General features: G+C 31.8%; 19 protein-coding genes and 3 pseudogenes. 20 read left to right on the forward strand and 2 right to left on the reverse strand.

What is annotated here, in order from left to right; genetic code table 11:
- Positions 1-7: 7 nt before the first annotated feature.
- The 13 genes and pseudogenes from ltrA (at position 8) to BD821_RS05365 (ending at position 16278) form a co-directional block, all read left to right on the forward strand.
- Complete coding sequence (gene ltrA / locus BD821_RS05310) at positions 8-2131, forward strand: group II intron reverse transcriptase/maturase (protein WP_479723206.1); 2124 nt, start codon at positions 8-10, stop codon at positions 2129-2131.
- Between the two features lie 28 nt (positions 2132-2159).
- Positions 2160-2288 (forward strand): hypothetical protein, encoded by a 129-nt coding sequence (locus tag BD821_RS13760; protein WP_278335144.1) that lies wholly within the window; start codon positions 2160-2162, stop codon positions 2286-2288.
- A pseudogene (locus BD821_RS05315) lies at positions 2269-3795 on the forward strand (helix-hairpin-helix domain-containing protein); the annotation flags it as partial. The gene BD821_RS13760 and the pseudogene BD821_RS05315, both read left to right, overlap by 20 nt.
- 447 nt (positions 3796-4242) lie before the next feature.
- Entirely contained in the window at positions 4243-5199 is a 957-nt protein-coding gene (pfkA, locus tag BD821_RS05320) for a 6-phosphofructokinase (protein ID WP_104409631.1), read from the forward strand.
- A 71-nt stretch (positions 5200-5270) separates the two neighbouring features.
- Positions 5271-6692, forward strand: coding sequence for a pyruvate kinase (gene pyk, locus BD821_RS05325; protein WP_104409632.1), 1422 nt, complete (start codon positions 5271-5273; stop codon positions 6690-6692).
- A 705-nt stretch (positions 6693-7397) separates the two neighbouring features.
- Positions 7398-8786 carry a 23S rRNA (uracil(1939)-C(5))-methyltransferase RlmD gene (gene rlmD / locus BD821_RS05330; protein WP_104409633.1) on the forward strand — a complete coding sequence of 463 codons (1389 nt, stop codon included), beginning with the start codon at positions 7398-7400 and terminating at the stop codon, positions 8784-8786.
- A gap of 508 nt (positions 8787-9294) precedes the next feature.
- Positions 9295-9663 carry an ArsR/SmtB family transcription factor gene (locus BD821_RS05335; protein ID WP_104409634.1) on the forward strand — a complete coding sequence of 123 codons (369 nt, stop codon included), beginning with the start codon at positions 9295-9297 and terminating at the stop codon, positions 9661-9663.
- A 145-nt stretch (positions 9664-9808) separates the two neighbouring features.
- Positions 9809-10030 carry a cation transporter gene (locus BD821_RS05340; RefSeq protein WP_003145146.1) on the forward strand — a complete coding sequence of 74 codons (222 nt, stop codon included), beginning with the start codon at positions 9809-9811 and terminating at the stop codon, positions 10028-10030.
- A gap of 15 nt (positions 10031-10045) precedes the next feature.
- The gene (locus tag BD821_RS05345; protein WP_104409635.1) at positions 10046-11890 is read left to right on the forward strand and encodes a heavy metal translocating P-type ATPase; all 1845 of its coding nucleotides are present in this window, start codon (positions 10046-10048) and stop codon (positions 11888-11890) included.
- Between the two features lie 824 nt (positions 11891-12714).
- The gene (locus tag BD821_RS05350; RefSeq protein WP_104409636.1) at positions 12715-13161 is read left to right on the forward strand and encodes a MarR family winged helix-turn-helix transcriptional regulator; all 447 of its coding nucleotides are present in this window, start codon (positions 12715-12717) and stop codon (positions 13159-13161) included.
- Positions 13161-14231, forward strand: a complete 1071-nt coding sequence (locus BD821_RS05355; RefSeq protein ID WP_226104351.1) for an FUSC family protein — start codon at positions 13161-13163, stop codon at positions 14229-14231. The genes BD821_RS05350 and BD821_RS05355 overlap by 1 nt, the downstream gene beginning before the upstream one ends.
- Positions 14232-14390: 159 nt before the next feature.
- On the forward strand, positions 14391-15326 hold the full coding sequence (locus tag BD821_RS05360; RefSeq protein ID WP_104409637.1) for a type I phosphomannose isomerase catalytic subunit: 936 nt from the start codon (positions 14391-14393) through the stop codon (positions 15324-15326).
- 229 nt (positions 15327-15555) lie between these two features.
- Positions 15556-16278 (forward strand): ferritin-like domain-containing protein, encoded by a 723-nt coding sequence (locus BD821_RS05365; protein WP_104409676.1) that lies wholly within the window; start codon positions 15556-15558, stop codon positions 16276-16278.
- Between the two features lie 69 nt (positions 16279-16347).
- On the opposite strand, the pseudogene BD821_RS13640 reads toward BD821_RS05365, so the two are convergent.
- A pseudogene (locus BD821_RS13640) lies at positions 16348-16554 on the reverse strand (cytochrome b5 domain-containing protein); the annotation flags it as partial.
- Positions 16555-16614: 60 nt separating this feature from the next.
- Positions 16615-17175: pseudogene (locus tag BD821_RS05370) on the reverse strand (cupin domain-containing protein); the annotation flags it as partial.
- A 232-nt stretch (positions 17176-17407) separates the two neighbouring features.
- On the opposite strand from BD821_RS05370, the gene BD821_RS05375 reads away from it, so the two are divergent.
- The 7 genes from BD821_RS05375 (at position 17408) to BD821_RS05405 (ending at position 24910) form a co-directional block, all read left to right on the forward strand.
- Positions 17408-17929, forward strand: a complete 522-nt coding sequence (locus BD821_RS05375; RefSeq protein WP_104409639.1) for a DUF1643 domain-containing protein — start codon at positions 17408-17410, stop codon at positions 17927-17929.
- A 316-nt stretch (positions 17930-18245) separates the two neighbouring features.
- A complete protein-coding gene (locus BD821_RS05380; protein ID WP_104409640.1) occupies positions 18246-19139 on the forward strand; it encodes a DegV family protein in 894 nt (297 codons plus the stop codon).
- A 396-nt stretch (positions 19140-19535) separates the two neighbouring features.
- The gene (locus BD821_RS05385) at positions 19536-20180 is read left to right on the forward strand and encodes a corrinoid protein (protein ID WP_029452287.1); all 645 of its coding nucleotides are present in this window, start codon (positions 19536-19538) and stop codon (positions 20178-20180) included.
- 33 nt (positions 20181-20213) lie between these two features.
- Positions 20214-21272 carry a uroporphyrinogen decarboxylase family protein gene (locus BD821_RS05390; protein ID WP_372443407.1) on the forward strand — a complete coding sequence of 353 codons (1059 nt, stop codon included), beginning with the start codon at positions 20214-20216 and terminating at the stop codon, positions 21270-21272.
- Positions 21273-21282: 10 nt separating this feature from the next.
- Complete coding sequence (locus BD821_RS05395; protein ID WP_104409678.1) at positions 21283-22281, forward strand: uroporphyrinogen decarboxylase family protein; 999 nt, start codon at positions 21283-21285, stop codon at positions 22279-22281.
- Positions 22281-24005 carry an ASKHA domain-containing protein gene (locus BD821_RS05400; RefSeq protein ID WP_104409641.1) on the forward strand — a complete coding sequence of 575 codons (1725 nt, stop codon included), beginning with the start codon at positions 22281-22283 and terminating at the stop codon, positions 24003-24005. The genes BD821_RS05395 and BD821_RS05400 overlap by 1 nt, the downstream gene beginning before the upstream one ends.
- 44 nt (positions 24006-24049) lie before the next feature.
- Positions 24050-24910 carry a uroporphyrinogen decarboxylase family protein gene (locus BD821_RS05405; protein ID WP_104409642.1) on the forward strand — a complete coding sequence of 287 codons (861 nt, stop codon included), beginning with the start codon at positions 24050-24052 and terminating at the stop codon, positions 24908-24910.
- Positions 24911-25166 lie beyond the last annotated feature (256 nt).

Below are 25166 nucleotides of genomic sequence, written 5' to 3' on the forward strand. Positions count from 1 at the left end.
TGAACCAATGCTGAAAAGTAGTGTTCGAACCAAAGAAATCTTTGTAATGAAGATGGAGGAATGGGCACAAGTCGTTGTAACTTTTATAAATTTAGTTATTAAATTCATTCATTCAAACACAATAGGGATTTCGTGTATGACTAAAAAGGCTCACTTTCAGCTACAGAAAGGAAGTGAGAGCCCTATGCCTAAAGACACAAGAAATTGTATTGACAGTTTGAGACATAATGAATACTACGACACGCAGAATGTCTTTGATGAACTTTATGACAAGAGTAAAAAGGACTCTGAATTTTACAAGCTAATGGATATTATCCTTAGTGAGAAAAATATCTTACTTGCTTATAGAAATATCAAAACTAATGGAGGTAGTATTACTCCTGGTACTGATAAAAAGAATATTAATGATATAGCAAGGATGCAACCAGATGAAGTTATTCAAATGGTAAGGTATATTCTAAGAGGAAGTAAACATGGCTATAGACCAAAAGCTGTTAGAAGAAAAGAAATTCCGAAACCAAATGGGAGCATAAGACCACTTGGTATTCCCTGTATATGGGATAGACTTGTTCAACAATGCATCAAACAAGTAATGGAACCAATTTGCGAAGCAAAGTTTTCTGATAACAGTTATGGCTTTAGGCCTAATCGCTCGGTTGAACATGCAATATCAAGAACTTATCGAATGTTGCAAATGTCCAATTTACATTGGGTAATTGAATTCGATATAAAAGGTTTCTTTGATAACGTTGACCATAGCAAGCTCATCAAACAAATATGGGCATTAGGAATTCGTGACAAAGAGTTATTATACGTAATCCGAAGAATTTTAGAAGCTCCTATGAAAATGCCCGATGGTAGTTTGGTAAAACCAGATAAAGGAACACCACAAGGAGGAATTTTATCTCCGTTACTCGCAAATATCGTTCTAAATGAGTTGGACCATTGGGTTGAAAGTCAGTGGCAGTATAGCAAAGTGACTGACAACTATAGTCAAAGACTACAGAAAAATGGAACGGTTGATAAAGGACATGGTTACAGAGCGATGAGAGACTCCACCAATCTGAAAGAGTTGTGGATAGTGAGATATGCTGATGACTTCCGTATATTTTGTAAGAATAAGCAAGATGCGGAGAAATCTAAAGTTGCCATTGAGAAATGGTTAAAAGAAAGATTAAAGTTAGACATTTCACAGGAAAAAACTCGAATTGTTGATGTGAGAAAAAGAAGTATGGAATTCTTAGGATTCAGTATTAAAGTTCATAAAAAGAAAAGAAGTTCAAAGTATGTTGTAGATTCACATATTAGTCAAAAAGCCCTTAGGGATAAGGGTGAAAAGTTAGCAAATCAAGTAAAAGTATTTTGTAGCTATCAAGGTTCAGATAAAGAAGCAAAGGAAGTTGTCATTTACAATTCAATGGTAATGGGAATTCAAAATTATTATCGTATTGCTACCAATGTAGCAAATGACTTAAATAGAATTCAAAATAGAAATTACCGAATTATGTACAATAGATTGAACACACAAAGGGGAAACCGACTTGTGAGACAAGGAAGGCCTCTAAGAGACATAGAAAAGAAACGATATGGGAAATCAAAATCCTTGAGATATATAGCGGGGACGAGAGAACCAATCTACCCAATCTATTATGTTCAGTTTAAAAATCCGATTGCTCTTAATCGAAAAATATGCCCTTACACAATTGAGGGTAGGAAAATAATACATGATAATTTGAGAACTAATAGTAACATCATGTATCAATTAATGAACCAAAAGATAGGTAATATTAGCATTGAATACTATGATAACAGGATTTCATTATACATTGCCCAATGGGGAAAATGTTATATCACTGGTAAGGAATTTACAAATACCGATGAAATACATTGCCATCATAAGAAAGCAAAATATAAAGGTGGCACTGATGAATATTCAAATCTTGTTCTTGTAGATAAGGATGTACACAAACTATTACATGCAAAGAAACTTGAGATAATTAAATATTATATAGATTTGCTACATCTAAAACAAACTGAAATAAGAAAGGTTAATAGATTAAGACAACTATTGGAATTACCAATAATAGTTAAGGAAAAACAGAGCCTTAATCTTAGTTATAATTATGAATAGACTATAAGTTTTAGGTTGTTTGATTAGAATGAATAAAAGTTATGACGATGGAACGCCGTATGCGGGGAAACTTGCATGTACGGTGTGGAGTGGGGGAAAAGCTGAAGATAGTATCAAAGGCTTACCTATCACTATAGCAGGTTATGGAAATTGTTAGAAAGCTTGCAGGATATTCCATGGGCCGAAGTGACTTAGTTAGAAGAGCTATGTCAAAGAAAAAACATAAGGTTATGGAAGAGGAAAGACATAACTTCATAAACGGTGTAGTAGATGAAAAGGGAAATATAGAAGTACCAGGTTGCGTAAGAAATGGAATTTCAAAAGAAGCAGCAAATAAGATATTTGATCAAATGATGGATTTTGCTTCCTATGCATTTAATAAATCCCACGCGGCGGCCTATGCTGTAATTGGATACCAAACAGCTTACTTTATGAAGTATTATCCTGTAGAATATATTGCTGCTATGTTAAATAGCGTCATGGGAATAAGTGAAAAAGTATCAGGGTATATTAGATTTGCAGAAAGCATTGGAATACAAGTTTTATCACCAGATATAAATGAAAGCTATGGTAAGTTCACCGTTAAAGGAGATACCATAAGATTTGGACTAGGTTCTGTGAAAAATGTAGGATTAAATGTAGTAAATGGAATAGTGGAATCTAGAGAGAAAAAGGGTAGATTCGTATCCCTTTATGATTTTTGCAATAAGATGGAAGTTTCAAGCATTAATAAAAGAGCATCCGAAAGTCTTATAAAAGCTGGAGCCTTTGATGGGTTTAAGACCTTTAGATCGCAAATGCTAGCAGTAAATGAGAAGATGTTAGACGGAATTTCTAATCAAAAAAAGAAGAACATAGAAGGCCAGGTAAGCCTTTTTTCAACCTTTGATAATACAGAAGAGCAGTTTCAAATAAAATATCCTAATATAAAAGAATTTGATAAAAAATATATATTAGCTATGGAAAAAGAAATGACAGGATTATATCTTACAGGACATCCTTTAGATGAATATGAAAAAAGCTTAAACCTTCAAACTTCTACTAATATTGCTAAAATATTTAGTGATTATGATGAAACTTATGGTGAAAATTCTATAATAGAAAATACATCAGTTGATTTACTAGAGTCCATTGAAGATTCTAATATAAATAAAATTATAGCAGATACTTTAAAAGATGGGGATAGAGTAGCAATAGGTGGAATTATTTCAGATTTCAATAGAAAAATAACAAGAAATAATGATATGATGGCCTTTATAAAACTAGAGGATTTAACAGGAGTTATAGAATGTATAGTATTCCCTAAAGCCTATGAAAAATTATCATCTTTAATAGATGCGGATAGCCTAATAGTTATAAAGGGAAGGCTTGTAATGAATGAAGATGAAGATCCTAAAATCATCTGTGAGCAGATAATACCCTTAGAAAAGGTTGATAGTTCAAAACTTTATATAATGGTAGAAGATGAAAAGACAGCAAGAAATATAATAAAAGATTTAAAAACAATAATGTTTAAATTTAAAGGAAATACCCCAGTATACTTATTTGCAGCAAAGGAAAGGACTTCATTTAGACTTTCAAGAGATGCATGGGTAGACTTAGATACTGAAATAGTAGGGATTTTAAGAGAAAAGTTTGGAGAAGATAGGGTAAAAATCACTTAGAATTAGTTAAGGATTAATTAAAGTAGATATTAAAAATAAAAATTCATAATCCTTAGATTTTAGTAAATACTAATAAGGATAATCTCCTAAATTTTTAAAGCGGTTCTAAGATAAAATTAGAATCGCTTTAAATAAACAAATAATTATAGGAATCTACAAGATATACTAGGATGTAAATGTATACACCAAGAGTATTGTGAATTATACTAAATATTTTGAAGAAAGAGTTGAAAAAACCTACATAATTCAGTAAAATTAAGGTGAGAAGATATTAATGGTAGTACCTATATATTATTAAATTGCATGTCAGTATCTGTCATTAATTAAATAAAATGAGCACTAATTATGTATACTTTGATTTTTATTATACAAAGTCTAAAAAATAAACGAGTACAAATTTAACCTAGGCGGGACTGAATTTGACCTGCCGGTATAGGAGGAATAATTATGAAGAAAATAGCCATACTTACAAGTGGTGGGGATGCACCAGGAATGAATGCTGCTATAAGGGCTGTAGTTAGGACAGCTATAGAAAAAGGTATAGAGGTAATGGGAATTAGCAGAGGGTACAGCGGACTTATAAACGGTGAAATATTCACAATGGATAGGCATTCGGTATCAGATATAATCCAAAGAGGAGGTACTATGCTTAGAACTGCAAGATGCGAAGAATTTAAAACTGAAGAGGGAAGAAAAAAGGCAGCTAATGTACTTGAAGTTTTTGGCATAGATGGGCTTGTGGTAATTGGAGGAGATGGCTCTTTTATGGGGGCTAAGCTTCTTTCAGAACTTGGTGTATCCACTGTAGGATTACCTGGAACTATAGATAATGATTTAGCATACACAGAATATACTATAGGATTTGATACAGCTTCAAATACAGTTTTAGATGCCATAAATAAATTAAGAGATACATCTACTTCCCATGAAAGAGTTTCTATAGTAGAAGTAATGGGAAGAAACTGTGGAGATATAGCTTTAAATGCAGGAATTGCAGGAGGAGCAGAAAGTATAATAGTTCCTGAAAAAGAATTTGATGTAAATGAACTGTGCAAATCAATTTTATCAGGAAGATTAAAAGGAAAGATGCATAACTTAATATTACTTGCAGAAGGTGTAGGTGGAGCAGAAGAATTAGCTAGACACGTAGAAAAGATGACAGGCATTGAAGCAAGAGCTACAATACTAGGACATATACAAAGGGGAGGAAGCCCAACGGCCTTTGATAGAGTACTTGCATCCAAACTTGGATATAAAGCTGTAGAGGTATTAATGGAAGGAAGATCATCTAGAGTTGTAGGTATTAGAGATGGAAAGGTAGTAGATTTAGATATTAAAGAAGCACTAGCTATTCCAAGAAAATTTGATGAAGATCTTTATAAAATGGCTCAAGTATTGTCATAATACAAACTAAATATTGATTGAAAACATTGAAAAGTTAAAACTTACTAAAATTATTTAAAGGAGTGTATTTAATGAGAAAAACCAAGATAGTATGCACGATAGGTCCGGGAAGTGATAATGAAGAGGTGCTTTCAGAAATAATTAAATCAGGAATGAGCGTTTCAAGACATAACTTTTCCCATGGAGACCACTTAGAACATAAAATAAGAATGGATCTTGTAAAAGATCTTAGTAAAAAGCTTAATGTACCTATAGCAATAATGTTAGATACAAAGGGACCAGAAATAAGAACTGGAGATTTTAATGCTAAATCAGTGGAGTTAAATGAAGGAGATCAGTTCACCATATATTGCAAAGAAGAAATAATTGGGGACAACACAAAGTGTTATGTAACCTATGATGAGTTAGCAGAAGATGTTAAAAAAGGAGACTCTATACTTATTGATGATGGCTTAGTTGGTCTTAGAGTAGAATCAGTAGAAGATAATAAAATTCACTGCACAGTTGTAAATAGCGGTGTGGTATCTAATCATAAAGGTGTAAATGTACCAGGAGTTTCAATGAAGCTTCCATCCGTTACTGAAAAAGATATTGATGACTTAAAATTTGGAGTGGAGATGGATGTAGATCTTATAGCAGCTTCATTTATAAGAAAGGCCGCAGATATTTTAGAAATAAGAAACATATTAAAAGAAATAGGTGGAGATAATATAGCAATATTTGCTAAAATTGAAAACCAAGAAGGCGTAGACAATATAAATGAAATCATAGAAGTTGCAGATGGAATAATGGTAGCTAGAGGAGATCTTGGTGTAGAAATACCTATAGAAAAGGTTCCTGTAGTTCAAAAGATGATAATTGAAAAATGCAATAGAAAAGGAATACCAGTTATTACAGCAACCCAAATGTTAGATTCCATGATGAGAAATCCAAGACCTACAAGAGCAGAGGCTTCTGATGTTGCTAATGCAATTTTCGACGGTACAGATGCAATAATGCTTAGCGGAGAGACGGCAAATGGAAAATATCCAGTAGAATCAGTAGCTACAATGTCAAGGATAGCTATAGAAACAGAAAAAGAGCTAGATTTTAAAACACTACTTATGAAAAAGAAACTACAACATACCCCATCAATTCCAACAGCAATTAGCCTTGCTACAACTACTACAGCTATGGAACTAAATGCTAAGGTAATTATCACAGCAACCCAAAGTGGAAGTACTGCAAGAACAGTTTCTAAGTATAGACCTAAATGTCCAATAATAGCAGTAACACCTTATGAAAGAGTAGCAAGAAAGCTATGTCTAAGCTGGGGAGTATTTCCTTTGATAACCCATAAAGCAGAAAGTACAGATGAACTTATAGAAAAATCTATAGAACTTGTGAAAAAAGAAGGCTTTGTTAACACAGGAGACTTAGTTGTAATGGCAGCAGGAATACCTATAAATGATATAGGATCAACTAATATGATGAAGGTCCATGTAGTAGAATAATCAAGTGAGTCTTAGACTCAGGTGGAGTTTGCTTATAAGGAATACATCTTTCCATAAAAGGCTAGAAGAACTTATCCAGGGGCGTAGCAGCCGTCATTCCCCACCTTGAAGAGGATAGGGGTGTTACGGATGGTAGCCATCGGATATAATATGTATAGATAAACACTAATACCCTTGTATATAAGTTAATCGAAGCACTTTAAATGAAGGAATTTAAATTAAAAGACTTTAAATAAAAAGACTTTAAATGAAAATGCTTTAAATAAGAATACTTTAAATGAAAACATGTTGAAAGAAATAGACTTGAAGGAAATCATGCAATATTGCTCAATAATCCTATCTAACCTTATGAATAAGGATTAATTTGGAACTAAAGTGCAATATTTATTGCATAAATACAAAGTTAACAGAAAGTTAACAAATAAACAGTTAATTAATGGTATATTCTATATGTATAGGTTAATAATTAGTGATATAATCGTAAATCACGAATATGGAGTTATGGCAACTGATTCTATACTTAGCACCTTAAAAGGTGCTTTTTTTTGCATTAATTTGAAAAAAGCAAGGTTGGAATAATAAGTAAATATAATTCCGGATTTAAGATCGATTTTTAAACTTAATTTCAAATGAAAACTATACCCTAATTTAAATATAAGATATAATAATATAGTAGTAGAAATATAATATGGATGGTGAAAGTACTTGATAGAAAAAAACAAAGAATACATAGTAGATATAATATCAGCTGGGTACGAAGGAGAAGGCATGGCAAAAATTGACTCCTTTCCAATATTTATACAAGGAGCCATAGAAGGTGAAAAGACTAAAATAAAAATAATAAAATTAAACAAAAATTATGCTTTTGGAAAGCTTATAGATATAATAACCCCATCAAAACATAGGGTAGAACCTTTATGTGAAATATATAGTAAATGTGGAGGATGCAATCTTCAACACATGAGCTATGAGTCACAGCTGGAGTTTAAAACAAAAAGAGTTAAAGATTGTATTGAAAGAATAGGAAAGATTAAAGATGCCACAATACATAACACCATAGGGTCAGCTAGTCCTTATAGATATAGAAATAAGGTTCAATTACCAGTAGGTGGTGAAAAAGGTGATGTAAAGATCGGATTTTATGCCCAAAGAAGCCACAATATAATAGATATGAAAAAATGCATCATCCAAGATGAAAGTGGAGACAAAGCTGTAGATATAACAAGACAGTGGATGAATAAATATGGAATAGAGCCTTATAACGAAATAGAAAGTAAAGCTTCTAATCTAAAAGGAATAGTAAGACACATAATGGTTAGAAAAGGCTTCAAAACTAATGAGGTCATGGTAGTTTTAGTAACAACTACAAAGGAAGTTCCATATAAAGAAGAATTCATAAAATTCATAAGGGATAACATAGATGGAGTAAAATCCATAATACAAAATATAAATCCTAAACTCACAAACGTAGTCCTTGGAGAAGAAAATATAGTTTTATTTGGAGAAGATCATATAAGCGATTATATTGACCAGTTTAAGTTTAAAATATCCCCGTTATCATTCTTCCAAGTAAATCCAATACAAACAGAAATACTTTATAAAAAAGCCTTAGAATATGCAGACTTAAAAGGTGATGAAATAGTATTCGATGCCTACTGTGGTACAGGAACCATATCCCTGTTTTTATCCCAAAAAGCAAAAAAGGTATACGGAGTAGAAATAGTAAAAGAAGCCATAGAAAATGCAAAGGAAAATGCAAAACTCAACGGAATTAATAACACAGAATTCATAGTAGGACAGTCCGAAACAGTAATTCCAGAACTTATAGAAAAAGGCATAAAAGCAGAGGTTGTAGTAGTAGATCCCCCAAGAAAAGGCTGCGCAAAAGAACTGCTAGAAGCCATAGCCCACATGTCACCAAAAAGAATAGTCTACGTATCCTGTGATCCATCAACCCTCGCAAGAGACCTAGCAATTTTAGAAGAAATGGGCTACAAAACAAAGGAAGTGCAGCCAGTAGACATGTTTTCAGAAACAAGTCACGTTGAGAGTATAATTCTGATGACGTATTGTGGTTCAGGGGGCGAAAAGTAGAAGTTGACCACAACATATAGTGGTTCAAGAGTGATTTTGGAGCAAAAAATGAGCGAAAAAACACCGTTTTTTGACCCCTATTTTTGGGGTGCTTTATAGATGACATAGGGTAAAAAGAGTGATGACATTATAAAGGTGGAAAAATTGATGGCTCAGAAAGAGGGAGAAATAATCCTCTGGGATGATAAGAATTTTATATAATCTAATGTAGTGGTAGTTGTTTTGAAACAGCTACCACTATAGTTTTTTAATAGTTTGAAATTTTATTTCAAACTATTATAGAACCTACAATATTTGTGTTTTTAAAATAGGTTTGTATAGAAATCACCCTTTTATGGTATTAATGTCGTAATAGATGGTTTTGAGATATTTCAAATAATATAAAAAACACTTGAATAAATGCTCATATAACTATTGACATATGAGAAAAACAATAATATAATAAATACACAACGTATGAATGCTTGCTCAAGTATTCAGATGAAATGATTTAAAAAGAGGTGATAATATGACTGAAAAATTTAATTCAATTGAAAGATGTGACTGCAATGTAATTCATGAGGATATTGTAAATCAAGTTAGAGATAAAATGCCTCAAGAAGAAAGCCTTTATGATCTAGCAGAATTATTTAAAGTATTTGGAGATTCAACACGAATCAGGATATTATGGGCTTTACATGAAGCTGAAATGTGTGTTTGTGATATCGCTGTATTACTTAACATGACACAATCAGCAATTTCCCATCAGCTGAGAGTCTTAAAACAAGCTAATTTAGTGAAAAACAGAAAAGAAGGGAAAGTAGTATATTATTCATTAGTTGATGATCATGTAAGAGAAATATTTGACCAAGGTCTAATTCATATCAACGAGAAGTAGTAATGTGGTATAATAGAATATTTTTTGAAGATATTTGGGCAGATATTTAAGTCTTCATATCAAATGAGCTATGTTTCAATAAAATTTGAAAAAGACTTGTAGTATTTAAAATAAAATTACAAATAATATTTAGGAGGATTTAATAATGAAAAAGAAATTTATACTTGAAGGCTTGGATTGTGCAAATTGCGCGGCAAAAATGGAAAAAGCTATTAATGAGCTTGATGGAGTAAAAGAAGCTACTGTTAACTTTATGACCACAAAACTCGTTATTGATGGTGAGGATGAAAAAATGCCAACAATAATAGCAGAGGCCGAAAAAATAGTTAAAAAAATTGAACCCGATACAACTATGAAAAAGGCTTAAAGGAGGCTGTTTAGTATGACAAAACGACTATGGCGAATAATAATTGGTGCAGCCGTGTTAGTTGCAGCAACAATTATTAATTTTAATAATGAATGGTTACAGATTGCTCTCTTTATAATAAGTTACATTATTGTAGGCGGAGATGTTGTAAAAAGAGCTGTAAAAAATATTTTTAAAGGTCAAGTTTTTGATGAAAACTTTTTAATGAGTATTGCAACAATTGGTGCATTTTTTATTGGTGAGTATCCTGAAGGTGTTGCAGTTATGCTGTTTTATCAAGTTGGAGAACTGTTTCAAAGCTATGCAGTTGGCAAGTCGAGAAAGTCAATTGCAAGCCTTATGGATATTCGACCAGATTATGCAAATGTTAAAAAAGGCGATGAACTTGTCAAAGTTGACCCAGATGAAGTACAAATTGGAGATATTATTGTAATTAAAGCAGGAGAAAAAATTCCTCTTGATGGCAAGGTAATTGAGGGAAGTTCAATGATTGATACATCGGCACTAACAGGCGAATCTGTTCCTCGTGAAGTAGAAGTTGGAAGTGATATCCTAAGTGGGTGCATCAACATTAATGGAGTTATTACAGCGGAGGTTACCAAGGAATTTGGAGAATCTACAGTAAGTAAAATTCTTGATTTAGTTGAAAATGCAAGTAGTAAAAAATCCAATTCAGAACAATTTATTACGAAGTTTGCGAGATATTATACACCGGTTGTGGTTATAATTGCAGTTTTTCTAGCTATTATACCGCCTCTTGTTATAGACGGGGCGACTTTTAGTGATTGGATATATAGAGCACTAGCATTCCTTGTGGTATCCTGTCCGTGTGCTTTAGTTATTTCAATTCCTTTGAGTTTCTTCGGTGGAATAGGTGGAGCTTCAAAAAAAGGTATTTTAGTCAAGGGTAGTAACTATTTAGAGGCTTTAGCAGAAACTGAAATTGTTGTTTTTGATAAAACTGGAACACTAACGAAAGGTGTATTTAATGTACAGGAAATTCATCCAGAAGGAGTTTCCAAAGAAGAGCTACTAGAATTAACTGCATATGTGGAAAGCTATTCCAATCATCCGATTTCACTTTCACTGAAACGTGCATATGGCAAAGAAATAGACAATGGACGTATTTCAGATGTAGAAGAGATATCAGGTCATGGTGTTATTGCAACAGTAGATGGCAAAAAGGTTATGGCAGGAAATATCAAACTTATGAAAATGATGGATATCCCTTATTTCAAGGGAGAGCTGATCGGTACTGCTGTACATGTTGCTGTTAATAACAAATATATAGGTTATATTCTAATTGCCGATGAGGTAAAGGAAGATTCAGCACAAGCAATCAAGGAACTTAAGGCAGCTAATATTAAACAAACAGTTATGTTGACAGGTGATAATAAAAGTGTTGGTTCAAAAGTTGCTAAAGAGCTTGGTCTTGATAAGGTTTATGCAGAACTATTGCCAGCAGACAAAGTTGAAAAACTAGAAGAATTATTTTCGCAAAAATCTAAAAAAGGTAAACTTGCTTTTGTTGGTGACGGAATCAATGATGCACCTGTATTAGCCCGTGCAGACATTGGAATAGCAATGGGTGGTTTAGGTTCTGATGCAGCCATTGAAGCTGCTGATATTGTAATTATGACTGATGAGCCATCGAAAATTGCTACTGCAATGAAAATTTCTAAAAAGACACTAAAAATTGCACATCAAAACATAGTATTTGCAATTGGAATAAAAATAATTGTTCTTATTTTGAGTGCTTTTGGAATAACTACTATGTGGGCAGCTATATTTGCAGATGTAGGTGTAACTATCATCGCAGTATTAAATGCTTTTAGAGCTTTGAATGTAAAGAATCTATAATTAGTAATCCTTTTAATGCCGATTGGGAGTGGAATATATCTTAATCGGCAATTTTAGGTACAGTGGTTCATATAGCAATAGATAAAGAATATGCAGGGTATATTGTAATTTTTGATGAAGTTAAACATGATTAAAAAGAGCAATAAACGAGCTTAAAAAAATTGGAGTAAAAAAGATAGTTATGCTTAACAAGGAACCCAGGGTAGAATAAAATGGAAAACTGCGCTTAAGCAGAAATATTAGCAATGGCAAATAGCAAGAGGGTAACTTAATGATAAGATAAGAGGTTTAATGAAAGGTTTGTAGACTATGGAAAGCTTTTTAGAGTTTAGTTCCGTAAAACTTAGTAGACAATATAAAATATAAGATAATGGATAATAAATCAAATAAAATAGTTGCCCACTTTTACTTGACTCAAACCTAATTGAGGAATCAGATTGACATGTCTACACTCATGGCATATTATAATAGTAACAGGACTCCCCGCACCTCTCACGCAAGTGATGTGTCCCATGGGGAGACATTTTTTTATATAAGGAACCCAGGGTGGAATAAAATGGGAAACTTAGTCTCCCTCTCACCTCTGAGGCCTAGTGAATTATCAGGTAAAAGCATTTCATTAAAATAAAATTTAATGAAGTGCTTTTTTAGTTGGTTTCCATGTGGGGTATAAATGTGGGAAACTATAGAAATGTTAAAGCATAATTTGACAAATAATAAAAACACTATTAAAATATAGTTTACAAAGTAAACTATATTAAATGGATTTGGTATTTTTAAATATATTTATATAGCCAATTAATTTAGAAAGTGTGGTAATAATAGTGGAAGATTCAAATTGGATTTATATGTTAGAAAGTATGCAGAGTATAAGATATTTTAGTAGGGTAATGATACAACGTGCCACTAAAGAATATCAAATGCCAGCAGAACACTTAGAGTTATTATCTAGACTGGCAGTTAGTAATGAAAAGATGACTCCAATGACTCTTAGTAAGCTTATGAAAGTAAATAAGACAATAATAAGTAGAATAATAGACAAATTAAATAATATAGGTTATTTAATTAAAACTAAGGATGAAAATGATAAGAGGAGTTATTTTGTTTCTATAACAGAATTGGGAGAAGAACAATTAAAGAATATATATAAGCATTATTTAGGGCCAATATATGAGCTTCGTAGAAAATTGGGTGAAAAGGACTTTTCACAGTTGATGGCATGTATAGAAGAAGCAAATGTAAAAATGAATGATCATGTGGAAGGAATATAATGATGAGTTTTTATGAAGCAATGCAACTAGGAGCAGTTAATCTTAAACCGTTAATTAAAGATACTGAAGATAACAAATTAAAGAAAAGGTATATAGTAGCTTTAATAGTTAAGAACTTTTTATGCCTTTTATTTTGTATGATTGTAGTAACCTTTTTTAATAATGTATTTGGTAGTGATAATAGCATAGTAGGTGTAGTAACAGTTATAGCATTATTGACATTTAGATTTTCAAACTTAGATTTTAAAACAACACAATCAACCATTGCTATATTAGGAATATTTGCTATATTCATTGTTTCGCCATATTTAGCATCAATAGTCCATCCAGTATTAGCTAGTATAATAAACTTTATTTCAATGATGGCAATTGTGATTTTATCCTGTCATAACGTAACTTTATCTAATCAATCAACGCTTGTATTATCCTATCTACTTTTATATGGATATCATGTTGATGATGTGAATGGATATATAAATAGGATATTTGCATTAATCCTAGGTGGAATAATAGTTTCAGGAATTTTTTATTATAAGCATATAAAGGTAAATTTTGAAAATAGCTTTAGTGATATAATTAAAGATATAGATTTTAGTAAACCACGTACTAAATGGCAGTTGAAACTTGTATTAGGAATAACTATTATTATTTTAATTGGAGAACTGGTAAATTTACCACGTGTTATATGGGCTGGATTTGCATTTATGTCAGTAATGCAACCAGATAAAGAAAAGATTCAATACCGCGTAAAAAGGAGATGTCCATTCACAATTATAGGATCTTTAATGTTTGTAGCATTGTATTTAGTTATACCAGAGGGATATAAAGGTTATGTTGGCATTATAGGTGGACTTATGGTAGGGGCCTCTGGAATGTATACATGGCAAACTTCATTTAATTGCTTTGGTGCACTGTCAGCAGCAGTTCCTATATTTGGATTACATTGGGCCATAGTTATACGTATAGTTGATAACATCATAGGAGTTGTATACGGTAAGGTTTATAATAAGATATTTGATAAAGTAGATGAAAAGGTCTTTGGTGAAAATACAATTATGGGGGTGGGGTAAAACGCAACTACCTCTGGGACCAGAGAGTTCTTGTATAGTAATAATCGACTACCTAAGGGGATAAGAAAATTTCAGGTACAAGCATTTCATTATATTTAAAGTAAGCATATGATAAAATAAGGTAGAAGTATAATTAAAAAGAATTCATGGGGTGAAGATATGTATCCAATAAGATTTGAAAATTTATATTATGATAAGATTTGGGGTGGAAGAGACTTTGAAGACTTTAGGTGTAATTTGCCAAAAGGAAATATTGGAGAGAGCTGGGATGTAGCTTGTCATAAAAATGGCATGAGTATTGTAGCTAATGGACAATTTAAAGGAAGAGGTTTCGATGAAATTATCAAAAGATATGGTCATTCTTTAGTTGGCACAGATGTTAGTACAGAAAAATTTCCTCTATTACTTAAGCTAATAAACTCAGAGGAAAACTTATCTGTTCAGGTTCATCCAGGGGATGAATATGCTAAAAAATATGCTAATGAATATGGAAAAACAGAAGCTTGGTATGTAATGGATGCAAAACCTGGTGCAAAATTAATTATTGGAACTAAAGATTGTTCTAAAGAAGAATTTGAAAAGGCAATTAAAGAAGGTAAATGCGAGGAATATCTAAATATTATTGAAGTAAAAAAAGGTGATAGTTTTCTTATTAATAGCGGATTAGTTCATGCTATAGGTGGAGGGCTAACAATTGCAGAAATACAACAAAATTCGGATATTACTTATAGAGTATATGATTATGGTAGGAAGAGAGAGCTTCATGTTGATCAGTCATTACAAGTAATAAATTTTGATTTAAAAGCAATAAATTGTTCTGAAAATGAAGTAGCAGACTTTGAAGGGTTTTCTAAAGTATTATTATGTGAGAATGAATATTTTGGAATGGAAAAGTATAATATAAAAAAGGAATTAAATGATGAGAGTGACGAGAAAAAGTTTTTCATTATAACTTGTGTAGAAGGTAATGGGGAAATTATATTCAAAAATTCAAAAGAGAAAATTAAAAAAGGTGATAGCTATTTAATTCCAGCTACTTTAGGTAAATATTCTATAAAAGGGCAACTTGAAATCATTAAAAGCTATCCAAATTAAAGAAAATTCCTTAGAATATATAAGTTATTTGTAGTTAAGTTATATAGATAGTCATCATTAGAAGAACTTATCCAGGGGCGTAACAGCAGTCCACCCCACCTTGAAGAGCATAGGGGTGTTACAGATGGTAGTCATTGGATAAACCAGTCAGTGAAAGGTCACATTTATATATTTACACATATACTATATTGTTGAATTATTATTTCAGGAGGGATTTTTAGTGTATGTTATGCCAAGAGCAAATAATCAGATGATGTATAGTCCTCAATTACAGATGGCACTTGAGGGCGTAAAAAAGGCTGTTCAAGGTGAGAGAGAAGATGAACTTTTTTATGATTATCTTATAAGTGTGGCTCCTACTACAGAAGAAAAAGATATTTTGACTTCTATAAGGGATGATGAACGTAGACATAATACATTGTTTAGAAAGATTTATAAAGACTTCACAGGTGTTGAAGTACCATCAGGTGATGAAGAAACCTTTGAAAAACCAAAATCTTATATAGAGGGTATTAAAAAAGCTTTATTTGGAGAGTTAAGGGCAGTAGAAAAGTATAGGGATATCAGAAGCGCTCTACCTATTGGACCTTATAGAGATGTATTATTTGATATAATTACAGATGAAATAAAACATTCTTCAAAATACAATTATCTATTTACCTTAAACAGTAGCATGAATGCTAAGGCTATGGATAAAGATCCTGCAAAGGATACATCTAAATTTACACCAGATGATTGGGTAAGATATATAACACCATTAGTAAATCGTGCTTTAGCAGAAGCCAAAGAAGGAATTAATCCAGAACATTTATATCAAGAATTTATATTATCAGGAGTGCTTGTTGGACTTGGAAAGAATCCACAGGAGGCTATAGAACAAGTTGAACTGTGGGAAAGAGATGGTACATCTGAATTGCTTCTAAAGAGTAAGATGGCAAGATATTATTATTAATAAAGCATAGAAAAATGTGATAGCTTAGCATTTAAGTTATCACATTTTATTTTTAAATCAATCTTATATTTATTTTTTAAGTATACCAATTTTAGGAAGATTAGATAGTTTGTTTGATGCTCCATGGCAACTTTCAAATTGTGCTGTTAAATCTTTGCCAGCAGTTAGCCCGAAGTGGGTACCTCCACTCCATTTGGAATTATTACTTACATCATATACTATTCCATTAACTGCTACGTAAGCTGGTTTACCCATAGTGCCATTATATTGAGAAAGTTCCTCTAAGGTAAGCTCTTTAGTTTCTCTAGTATATCTTTGGTTATTTTCAAAATCGTAGTTATGGTTTTGCTCAGCTGCATCTGAATCGGCTTTAGTTAGGTGAACTGTGCCGTGTGGATGCTGAGGAGGTGCATAAATAGAATATAATTTAATTGGGTTATTGCCTGTATTAATTAGATTGTGCCATTTACCAGCAGGAATTATGAAAATAAAATCATCAGAGACTCTTTGTTGAAAATCCAAATAATCTTTTCTATCACCCATTTTAACAATGCCTTCGCCGTCTTCAATACGTATAAATTGATCAACGTCAGGGTGCATCTCTAAACCTATTTCTCCGCCAACTGGAATACTCATCAAGGTAAGTTGCAAATAGTTTCCTGTCCATAAAGCAGTACGAAAAGTATTGTTTTGATTAGTTGCCTCCTCAATATTAATTACAAATGGTTGTGGACCATAATCTTTTAATTGTCTTTGAGACAAGTCAGAGTTATTCATGGATGTATTATCAAAATAGGGACATCGATAGGAGTTGTAAGGATTATACATTGTATCTAAATTATAATCTGGTGTATTCATGTAATAAGGGCATGGATATGTTTTATAAGCATTATACATATTGTTCATTCCTTTCATAGATTTACAATAGTATTATATGATTAATCTTTAGATAAGGTTCTTCTAGTCGCTATATTGAGGTTGTACCAATTACAGTATAAAATGTATTTAAGATAATATAAGATAAAGTAAGAAAGAATCATGATAAGGTTAATTTTACAACAAACATAAACAAAAGTTCATATTTGAAATTATTAATTAATAGCTAAAAAAGTATAAAGGAGATTTAAATATGCATAATTGGATTTATGAAATTGAAGAAAAAAATACAATACGATATGTCATTGGAACAGTGGGGGAAAATCCGTTATTTTGTTTTGGTATCAATCCTAGTATAGCAGAACCAAACTTACTAGATCCAACATTAAAGAAAGTAGAAAAGATTGCATTGAATAATGGGTATGATAGTTGGGTTATGTTTAATGTTTACCCTAAAAGAGATACAATATTTGAAAATTTACAAGATGTTTGTAATGATAGCATTCATTTAAAAAATATAAATATAATAAAAAAGTATTTAGATAAAGTAGAAAAACCTACAATATGGCTTGCGTTTGGTGATCATGTTTACCATAGAAAGTATTTAATTCCTTGTTTTAACGATATATATAAAGAAATTAAAGAAAACAATATAACTTGGGTTACTACAGGAATAAATAAATCTGGATCACCAAAACATCCCTTATATCAGAAAGACAATTCGATTTTGAAGTATTTTGATATGGATAATTATATGAAATCTTTAAAATCATAAGTGTGAATACTTGATTATCATTCCTTTAATAGTTAACTCAGTATTAATTAAAAAATCTCAAATTAAGGTTAATTTTAAATTTGGGATGATGTGTGTAGATTAATACTAAATTATATAATTTATATTAAAGCAGAAAAGCATGTATGATGTTTTAGAAAACATTGTAAATAGTATGGTGCAAGTGTGTGGGCTTGTTTTTTGATTTTATATTTGATAGCAAATAATAATGTTTTGTGTTACAATTTAAAGAATTAGTGTGTAAATTTTTAAAAATAAAAAAGCAATTATAATTACATTATATAAAGGAGTGTTGAGAATGTCTGACTATATTTTAACTTGTTGTTCCACAGCGGATATGCCATACGAGTACTTCAACAAACGGAATATTCCATTTGTTTGTTTTCATTACAATATTGATGGGGAGGAATATCTAGATGATTTGGGACAAACAATGCCTTTTGAAGAGTTTTATGGGAAAATAGCTTCAGGAGCTATGCCTACAACCTCCCAAGTTAATGTAGGGCAATTTATAAACTTTTTCGAACCATATTTAAAAGAGGGCAAGGATATCTTGCATATTTCTCTTTCAACAGGGTTATCAGGTGTATATAATTCAGCCTGCATAGCAATGGAAGAACTTTTAGTTAAATATCCAGAAAGAAAAATTAAGATTGTGGATTCCTTAGGTGCATCCTCAGGTTATGGTCTATTAGTGGATATAGCTGCTGATATGCGTGACAACAATGCAACTATAGAAGAAACACATAGCTTTGTAGAAGAAAATAAGCTTAACGTTCACCATTGGTTTTTCTCTACGGATCTTACACATTACAAGCGCGGTGGTCGTATATCAGCTACCTCTGCAGCTGTTGGTACTTTACTAAATATATGTCCATTATTAGATATGAGTTATGATGGACTGCTTACTCCTCGTACTAAAATTCGTGGTAAAAAGCATGTTATATCTGAAATTGTGCACATGATGGAAGTCCATGCACAAGACGGACTTAACTATTCTGGCAAATGTTTTATATCTAATTCAGCATGTTATGATGATGCTCGAAGGGTTGCTGACTTAGTAGAGGAGAAATTTGTAAATCTTAATGGCAAAGTAATGATAAATAGCGTTGGAACTGTAATCGGATCACATACAGGACCAGGAACTGTAGCACTTTTCTTTTTAGGAGATAAACGAACTAATTCAAATTAATAAAATACTTAAGGAACTAATTCTTAACTTTAAAAGATTATGATATTAAGGTTTAGTAATGAAATAATAATTAAATATTATTTAATGATATAGGACTTTGGGATAAATCCCTTAGTCCTTTTAATATATAAAGATTAAACTTGTTTAGATGTTTTCAAAATAAACGTAAATAGAAAAGGAACAAATAATCATTAGCTAGGAAATAAAGAAAATATTCAAATCAAAAAATTGAATCATTACTTTAATATTATTCTTCATAGTTAACCTAATTTACTTTGATTTTTTATTTTATCCTATACCAATAAGGTTTCACATAGATAATCCCTATTTGTATACTATTGTCAAAGGATATACAATATTAATTGACAAGTCTAGCAAGTTAAGGGGGATGTATCAATGAAGGAAGAGAAGCTATTTGAAGAAATTAGTGAGGCTGTAATAGAGATGGAAGATGATCTGGTGGCGAAACTATGTAATAGATCTTTAGAGCTTTCAATACCAGCTGATAAGACAATTGCAAAAGGTTTAGTTGTTGGCATGGATAAGGTAGGACAACTTTATGAAGAAAATGAATATTTTCTTCCAGAGGTTCTTACTTGTTCAGATACCTTAAACATAGGACTTGATATATTAAAGCCACATGTAAAAGTAGACGTTACTGCTAATCCAATAAAGGTAGTTATTGGGGTGGTAGAAGGAGATACACATGATATAGGTAAGAATTTGGTTAAGATAATGACAGAATCTGCAGGTATTGAAGTATATGATTTAGGTAGAGATGTTCCATTAAAAAGCTTCATCACAGTGGCGGAAGAGGTAGGGGCAAATTTCATATGTATGTCCACTTTAATGACAACTACTATGATGGGGATGAAATCTGTAATAGATATGTTAAAAGAGAATAATATAAGAGATAAATATAAAGTAATGATTGGTGGAGGACCAATATCTCAAAGATTTGCAGATGAGATTGGTGCAGATGCGTATACTGTAGATGCAAATGAGGCCGTAAAAAGAATGAAATTAATGGTAGCAAGTTAATTGAAAGAAGGGGTAAGATTGAAAAGAGATCAAATGACTCCAAAGGAAAGAATGACAGCTTTTGCAAAAGGACTTGAAATAGACCGTATACCATGTAATCCACATATGGGTGTAACCATGGCACCATTCATAGGAATACCTCTTAAAGAATATTACCATTCAGCAGAAAGAATGGCAGAGCTTGAGATAGCATTATTTAGACGGTTAAACCATGATGGTGTAAGTGTTTCAGTTACATTAAGAGGAGTTGCTGAGGCAATGGGATCTAAAATGCATTATCCTGATAATAGTATTTCACTTATGGAATCACCTGTAGTAAATAGTATAGATCAAATAGAAAGTTTAAAACCCTCTGATCCTGAAAAGGATGGGAAATTGCCATTAGTTCTTAAGGCCATAAGTATTATAAAAGATAAAATTGGAAATGAGGTAAATGTTGGAGCAGGCCTTGCGGGACCTTTTAGTACGGCAGCTTCAGTAGTTGGTACTGAAAATCTTTTAAAATGGATGCTTAAATATCCAGATAAAGTTCATATATTAATGGAAATAGTTACTGAATCAAATAATAGATTTATAGAAAAGGCAGCAGAGCTAGGTGTGGGGGTGGGCTTTTCAGATCCAGTGTCTTCAACTAGCTTAATAAGTGTTAAACAATTCAATGAATTTTCTGCTCCCTATATAAAGAAAAATGTGGATAAGATGAAGTCATTAACAGGAAGGAGTGCTTCAATTCATATTTGTGGTAAAAGCAAAGGTATTTGGCAAACAGTTATGGATACAGGAGTTTCTAGTTTTAGTATAGATAATGTAGAAGATCTTGCTGATGCTAAGGAAATAATGGGGGATAGGGTTACAATATCAGGAAATGTACCACCAGTTGACGTAATACAAAAAGGAACAAGAGAAGATGTACTTAGAGCTGCAAAAGAATGTATTAAGAAGACCTATGGAGCTAAAAAGGGATATATACTTAGTTCAGGTTGTCAAATCCCTATGAACACACCTATGGAAAATATTGATGCATTAATGGACGGGGCTAGGATATATGGTAGCTATCCTATTAATGAAGAATTATTATTTAGTGAAGATTAGGAGAAAAGCTATGAATGAAAAAGAAAGATTGTTAAAGGTCCTTAAGGGTGAGAAAGTAGACAGGCCTCCAGTGATATGCCCTGGAGGTATGATGAATGCAGCTGTTACAGAACTTTTAGGAGATATAAATGCTAATCATAATACTGATCTAGACTCTATGGTAGCTACTGCTATTAAGGTAAGAGAAGTTATAGGGTTTGAAAATTATGGTGTACCTTTTTGTATGACCTGTGAATCAGAACCTTTTGGTGTGGTGGTTAGTGAAGGTGATAAAAACAATGAGCCAAGAATACTACAGTATAATGAATCTAACTTAGAAGAGATTATGAGAACTTTTAATCCAAGCTTTCCCGTAAATTCTAGAAGTGAAACTGTACTTAAAGCAATTGAAGCTCTAAAAAATGATAAGGTTCCTGTAATTGGTAACATAACAGGGCCAATAAGTACAGCCACTTCAATTGTTGATCCACTTAAATTATTTAAAATGTTAAGGAAAGAACCTGATGAAGCATATAAATTCATTGAATATGTAAACGATTATTTAGTGAAATATGCAAAAAAGATGGTAGAAGCAGGAGCTGATCTTATAGTTATTTCAGATCCTACAGCAACTGGTGAGATATTAGGTCAGAAAAACTTTGATAAGTTTGCAATGCCTATGTATGTAAATATGTTAGAGGCTATGAAAAGCATTAATACCCCTGTAATAATTCATATATGTGGGGATACAAAAACTATAATTGATAGCTTAAATTCTTTAGATGTAGCAGCTCTTAGTTTTGATTCTATAGTGAATATGCGGTGCGCAAAATTAAAGCTTAGTACAAGACTTATGGGGAATGTAAGTACATTGCTATTACAAAATGGACCTGTAGACAAGGTTATTTCAATTACAAAAAATGCTATGGAATCAGGCGTAGATATCGTATCTCCAGCCTGTGGACTCGGTATGTCTACTCCAATAAGAAATCTTAAAGCTATGACGGATTATGTGAAAGGAAGTATGTAATGCCTATAGTTAAATTTATTAAAGAAAATATAACTATTGAAGTAGAAAAAGATACTATTTTATTAGATGCAATTAGAAAAGCAAAATTAAACATAGAAACCCCATGCAATGGTATGGGGTTTTGTGGTAAGTGTAAAGTGATAGCAAGGGGGGAACTATCAATTCCAAGTCATAAGGAAAGAAAGATTATAGATGAAAATAAATATGAAAGATTATCTTGTATGGCTATGGTGCTTGGAGATGTAGAAGTAGAGCTAATTGAAAATGAAAAGATACTTAAGACAATAAATAAAGGGTTTAGCATTGAGGTTGAAATAGATAGTCCTGTGAAAATTATAAAACTAAAACAGATTGATAAAGTAAGTTCTAGTCCTTATGCTGACTATCTAGGATATAATTTAAATTCAGTAGAATTATATAGAAAAGTTAGTATTATGGAAGAACAAAATCCTAAAGAAATTTGGGGAGTTATATTTAGTGACAGACTACTAGATATTAGTAGCTATGAAAAAAGTATATTAGGAGTGGCAATAGATATTGGAACCACAGGGATATCCTATTATTTATTAGATTTATCAAGTGGTGAAATACTTAAAAGTCTATCATCATTAAATCCTCAAACAGAGTATGGGGGCGATGTGATTACCAGGATTTCATATTGTATGGAAGATCCATTCGGTGCTATTAAACTTCAAGAATTAATTGTAGATGAAATTAATAACACTATAAAGAAACTAACAAATAGTATATATAAAATAGATGATATTTATCATATTACAATTTCAGCAAATACAACTATGTCACATCTTTTATTAGGAGTAAATCCTAGGTCACTGGCTAAGGCACCTTATAGACCAATGTTTTTAGGACTAGGAGATATTAAAGCAAAGGATATATCTATTAAAGTTAATGAAGAAGCTGTACTTAGTATAATACCATCTGCTTCAGCTTATGTAGGTGGAGATATAGTATCAGGGATTATGGCATCAGAATTTCAAAATGATAGGGGAGCTGTATTTATAGATATTGGTACAAATGGAGAGCTAGCAGCTTTAAAGGATGGAAAGATAATATCAACCTCAACAGCAGCAGGGCCTGCACTAGAGGGTATGAATATAGAATGTGGATGTCGTGCACAAAGGGGAGCAATTGAGACATTTCATATAGATGAGAAATATAATATTCATTACAAAACAATAGGAGATGAAAAGGCTCTCGGGATTTGTGGAAGTGGACTTATAGACATAGCTGGAGCATTGGTTAAGAGAAATATATTGATGAAATCTGGTAGATGGAATAAGAATTTAGATCCTAATGTGGCTGAAAGATTAGTAGATAAGAAATTTTACATAACTAAAGACATATATATTTCACAAAAAGATATAAGACAAATACAGTTAGCAAAGGGAGCCATAGCTGCAGGGGTAATTTTGATGTTAGAGGAAATAGGATTAAGAATAGATGACATACAAAAGATATATATTGCAGGTGCATTTGGATACCATGTTAATCCTGATAATATAAAGATCATAGGGCTTATACCTAAAGGATTTAGTGGTGAAATATGCTTCCTTGGGAATACATCGCTAGAGGGTTCTAGGTTAGCTTTAATAAATAAAGAATGCCTTCAGAAGGTATATGATATTAAGGAGAATATGAAAGTATTAGAACTGTCCCTTAGAGAAAGTTTTCAAGAGGTTTTTGTGTCTCAATTAAATTTTTAGGAAGGGATATAAGATAGTAAATTAATTTTAGCAAAGGAGATAATATGGAAGTTTCAAAGATTTTTAAATGTACAGCAAATGAAGTGGATATAATACCAGATAGTATATTAGAAAAATTAAATATATCTTATGAAGAGGCAAATAATGATGCTTATAACATAGCTATATTGTCTAAAGCTTTGAAAGAACATAATGGAAAAGAATATTGTAGACTACCATTTTGTCATACTGTAGAGGCTGAGGCATTTGGATCTATAGTGATATTTAATCAAAGAGTAGGTAATAGAATTGGTAAATACTCAACTCATGAAATAAATTCAATTGAAGATATTTTAAAAATGGACTTAAGTAAGGGAAGAATCTCTAAGGTTCTAAAAGCAGTGAGAATATTAAAAGAAAGTGGAGAAACTGTGATACTTGATGTTACCGGTCCAATAAGCATTGCTACATCTATTATGGATAGTAACTTATTTTATAGGGCTATTAGAAAAGATAGAGAAAAGGTTGATAAGTTATTAGATATAATTGAGGAGAGTATAGTAGAATTTATCCTAGAAGGTGTTAAAGAAGGGGTAGATATTATTTCCTTTGCAGATCCAACAGGTACTATAGATATAGTTGGACCAAATATATATAAAGAGATATCAGGAAAGTCCACATATAGGATATTGAAAGAGGTGGAAGGTAAGTTACAAGATACTATTATCCACCTATGTGGTAAAACATCTACCTCTCTTGAATCTATAGGACTTTTAGACAGTGAAAAGATAAACGTAGAAGGGGAAAACTATTTTGAGATGATTGAAAATATTAGAAAAGAAAGAAAAGATATTAAATTTATTGGACATTGGTGCCTTAAATTGAATAAGTTGAATAATGTATTAATAGCATTAAAAACAATTTAACTGATTAGAGTATTACATAAATCATATATAAAAGTTGAAATAACAATATTTTCATTCTTGATTTAAATGCTGCTATTGAGGCGGCAAGAGCAGGAGAAGCTGGAAAAGGATTTTAAGTGGTAGCTGAAGAAATAAGAAAGCTTGCAGAACAATTAAAAGATACAGCAATGAAAATTAAAATATTATTTTTTAAATTTAAATATTTAAAATAAGATATTATAGATATCTAAGTTTAATCCTATATAAGATCAGTTGA

The sequence above is a fragment of the Clostridium algidicarnis DSM 15099 genome (assembly GCF_002934235.1).
Lineage (GTDB): Bacteria > Bacillota > Clostridia > Clostridiales > Clostridiaceae > Clostridium_L > Clostridium_L algidicarnis.

Bases quoted from the DNA above. Each gene is read 5' to 3' on its own strand.
- ltrA (WP_479723206.1), top strand. From the start codon at position 8: ATGCTGAAAAGTAGTGTTCGAACCAAAGAAATCTTTGTAATGAAGATG.
- BD821_RS13760 (WP_278335144.1), top strand. From the start codon at position 2,160: ATGAATAAAAGTTATGACGATGGAACGCCGTATGCGGGGAAACTTGCA.
- pfkA (WP_104409631.1), top strand. From the start codon at position 4,243: ATGAAGAAAATAGCCATACTTACAAGTGGTGGGGATGCACCAGGAATG.
- pyk (WP_104409632.1), top strand. From the start codon at position 5,271: ATGAGAAAAACCAAGATAGTATGCACGATAGGTCCGGGAAGTGATAAT.
- BD821_RS05335 (WP_104409634.1), top strand. From the start codon at position 9,295: ATGACTGAAAAATTTAATTCAATTGAAAGATGTGACTGCAATGTAATT.
- BD821_RS05340 (WP_003145146.1), top strand. From the start codon at position 9,809: ATGAAAAAGAAATTTATACTTGAAGGCTTGGATTGTGCAAATTGCGCG.
- BD821_RS05345 (WP_104409635.1), top strand. From the start codon at position 10,046: ATGACAAAACGACTATGGCGAATAATAATTGGTGCAGCCGTGTTAGTT.
- BD821_RS05355 (WP_226104351.1), top strand. From the start codon at position 13,161: ATGATGAGTTTTTATGAAGCAATGCAACTAGGAGCAGTTAATCTTAAA.
- BD821_RS05360 (WP_104409637.1), top strand. From the start codon at position 14,391: ATGTATCCAATAAGATTTGAAAATTTATATTATGATAAGATTTGGGGT.
- BD821_RS05365 (WP_104409676.1), top strand. From the start codon at position 15,556: ATGCCAAGAGCAAATAATCAGATGATGTATAGTCCTCAATTACAGATG.
- BD821_RS05375 (WP_104409639.1), top strand. From the start codon at position 17,408: ATGCATAATTGGATTTATGAAATTGAAGAAAAAAATACAATACGATAT.
- BD821_RS05380 (WP_104409640.1), top strand. From the start codon at position 18,246: ATGTCTGACTATATTTTAACTTGTTGTTCCACAGCGGATATGCCATAC.
- BD821_RS05385 (WP_029452287.1), top strand. From the start codon at position 19,536: ATGAAGGAAGAGAAGCTATTTGAAGAAATTAGTGAGGCTGTAATAGAG.
- BD821_RS05390 (WP_372443407.1), top strand. From the start codon at position 20,214: ATGACTCCAAAGGAAAGAATGACAGCTTTTGCAAAAGGACTTGAAATA.
- BD821_RS05395 (WP_104409678.1), top strand. From the start codon at position 21,283: ATGAATGAAAAAGAAAGATTGTTAAAGGTCCTTAAGGGTGAGAAAGTA.
- BD821_RS05400 (WP_104409641.1), top strand. From the start codon at position 22,281: ATGCCTATAGTTAAATTTATTAAAGAAAATATAACTATTGAAGTAGAA.
- BD821_RS05405 (WP_104409642.1), top strand. From the start codon at position 24,050: ATGGAAGTTTCAAAGATTTTTAAATGTACAGCAAATGAAGTGGATATA.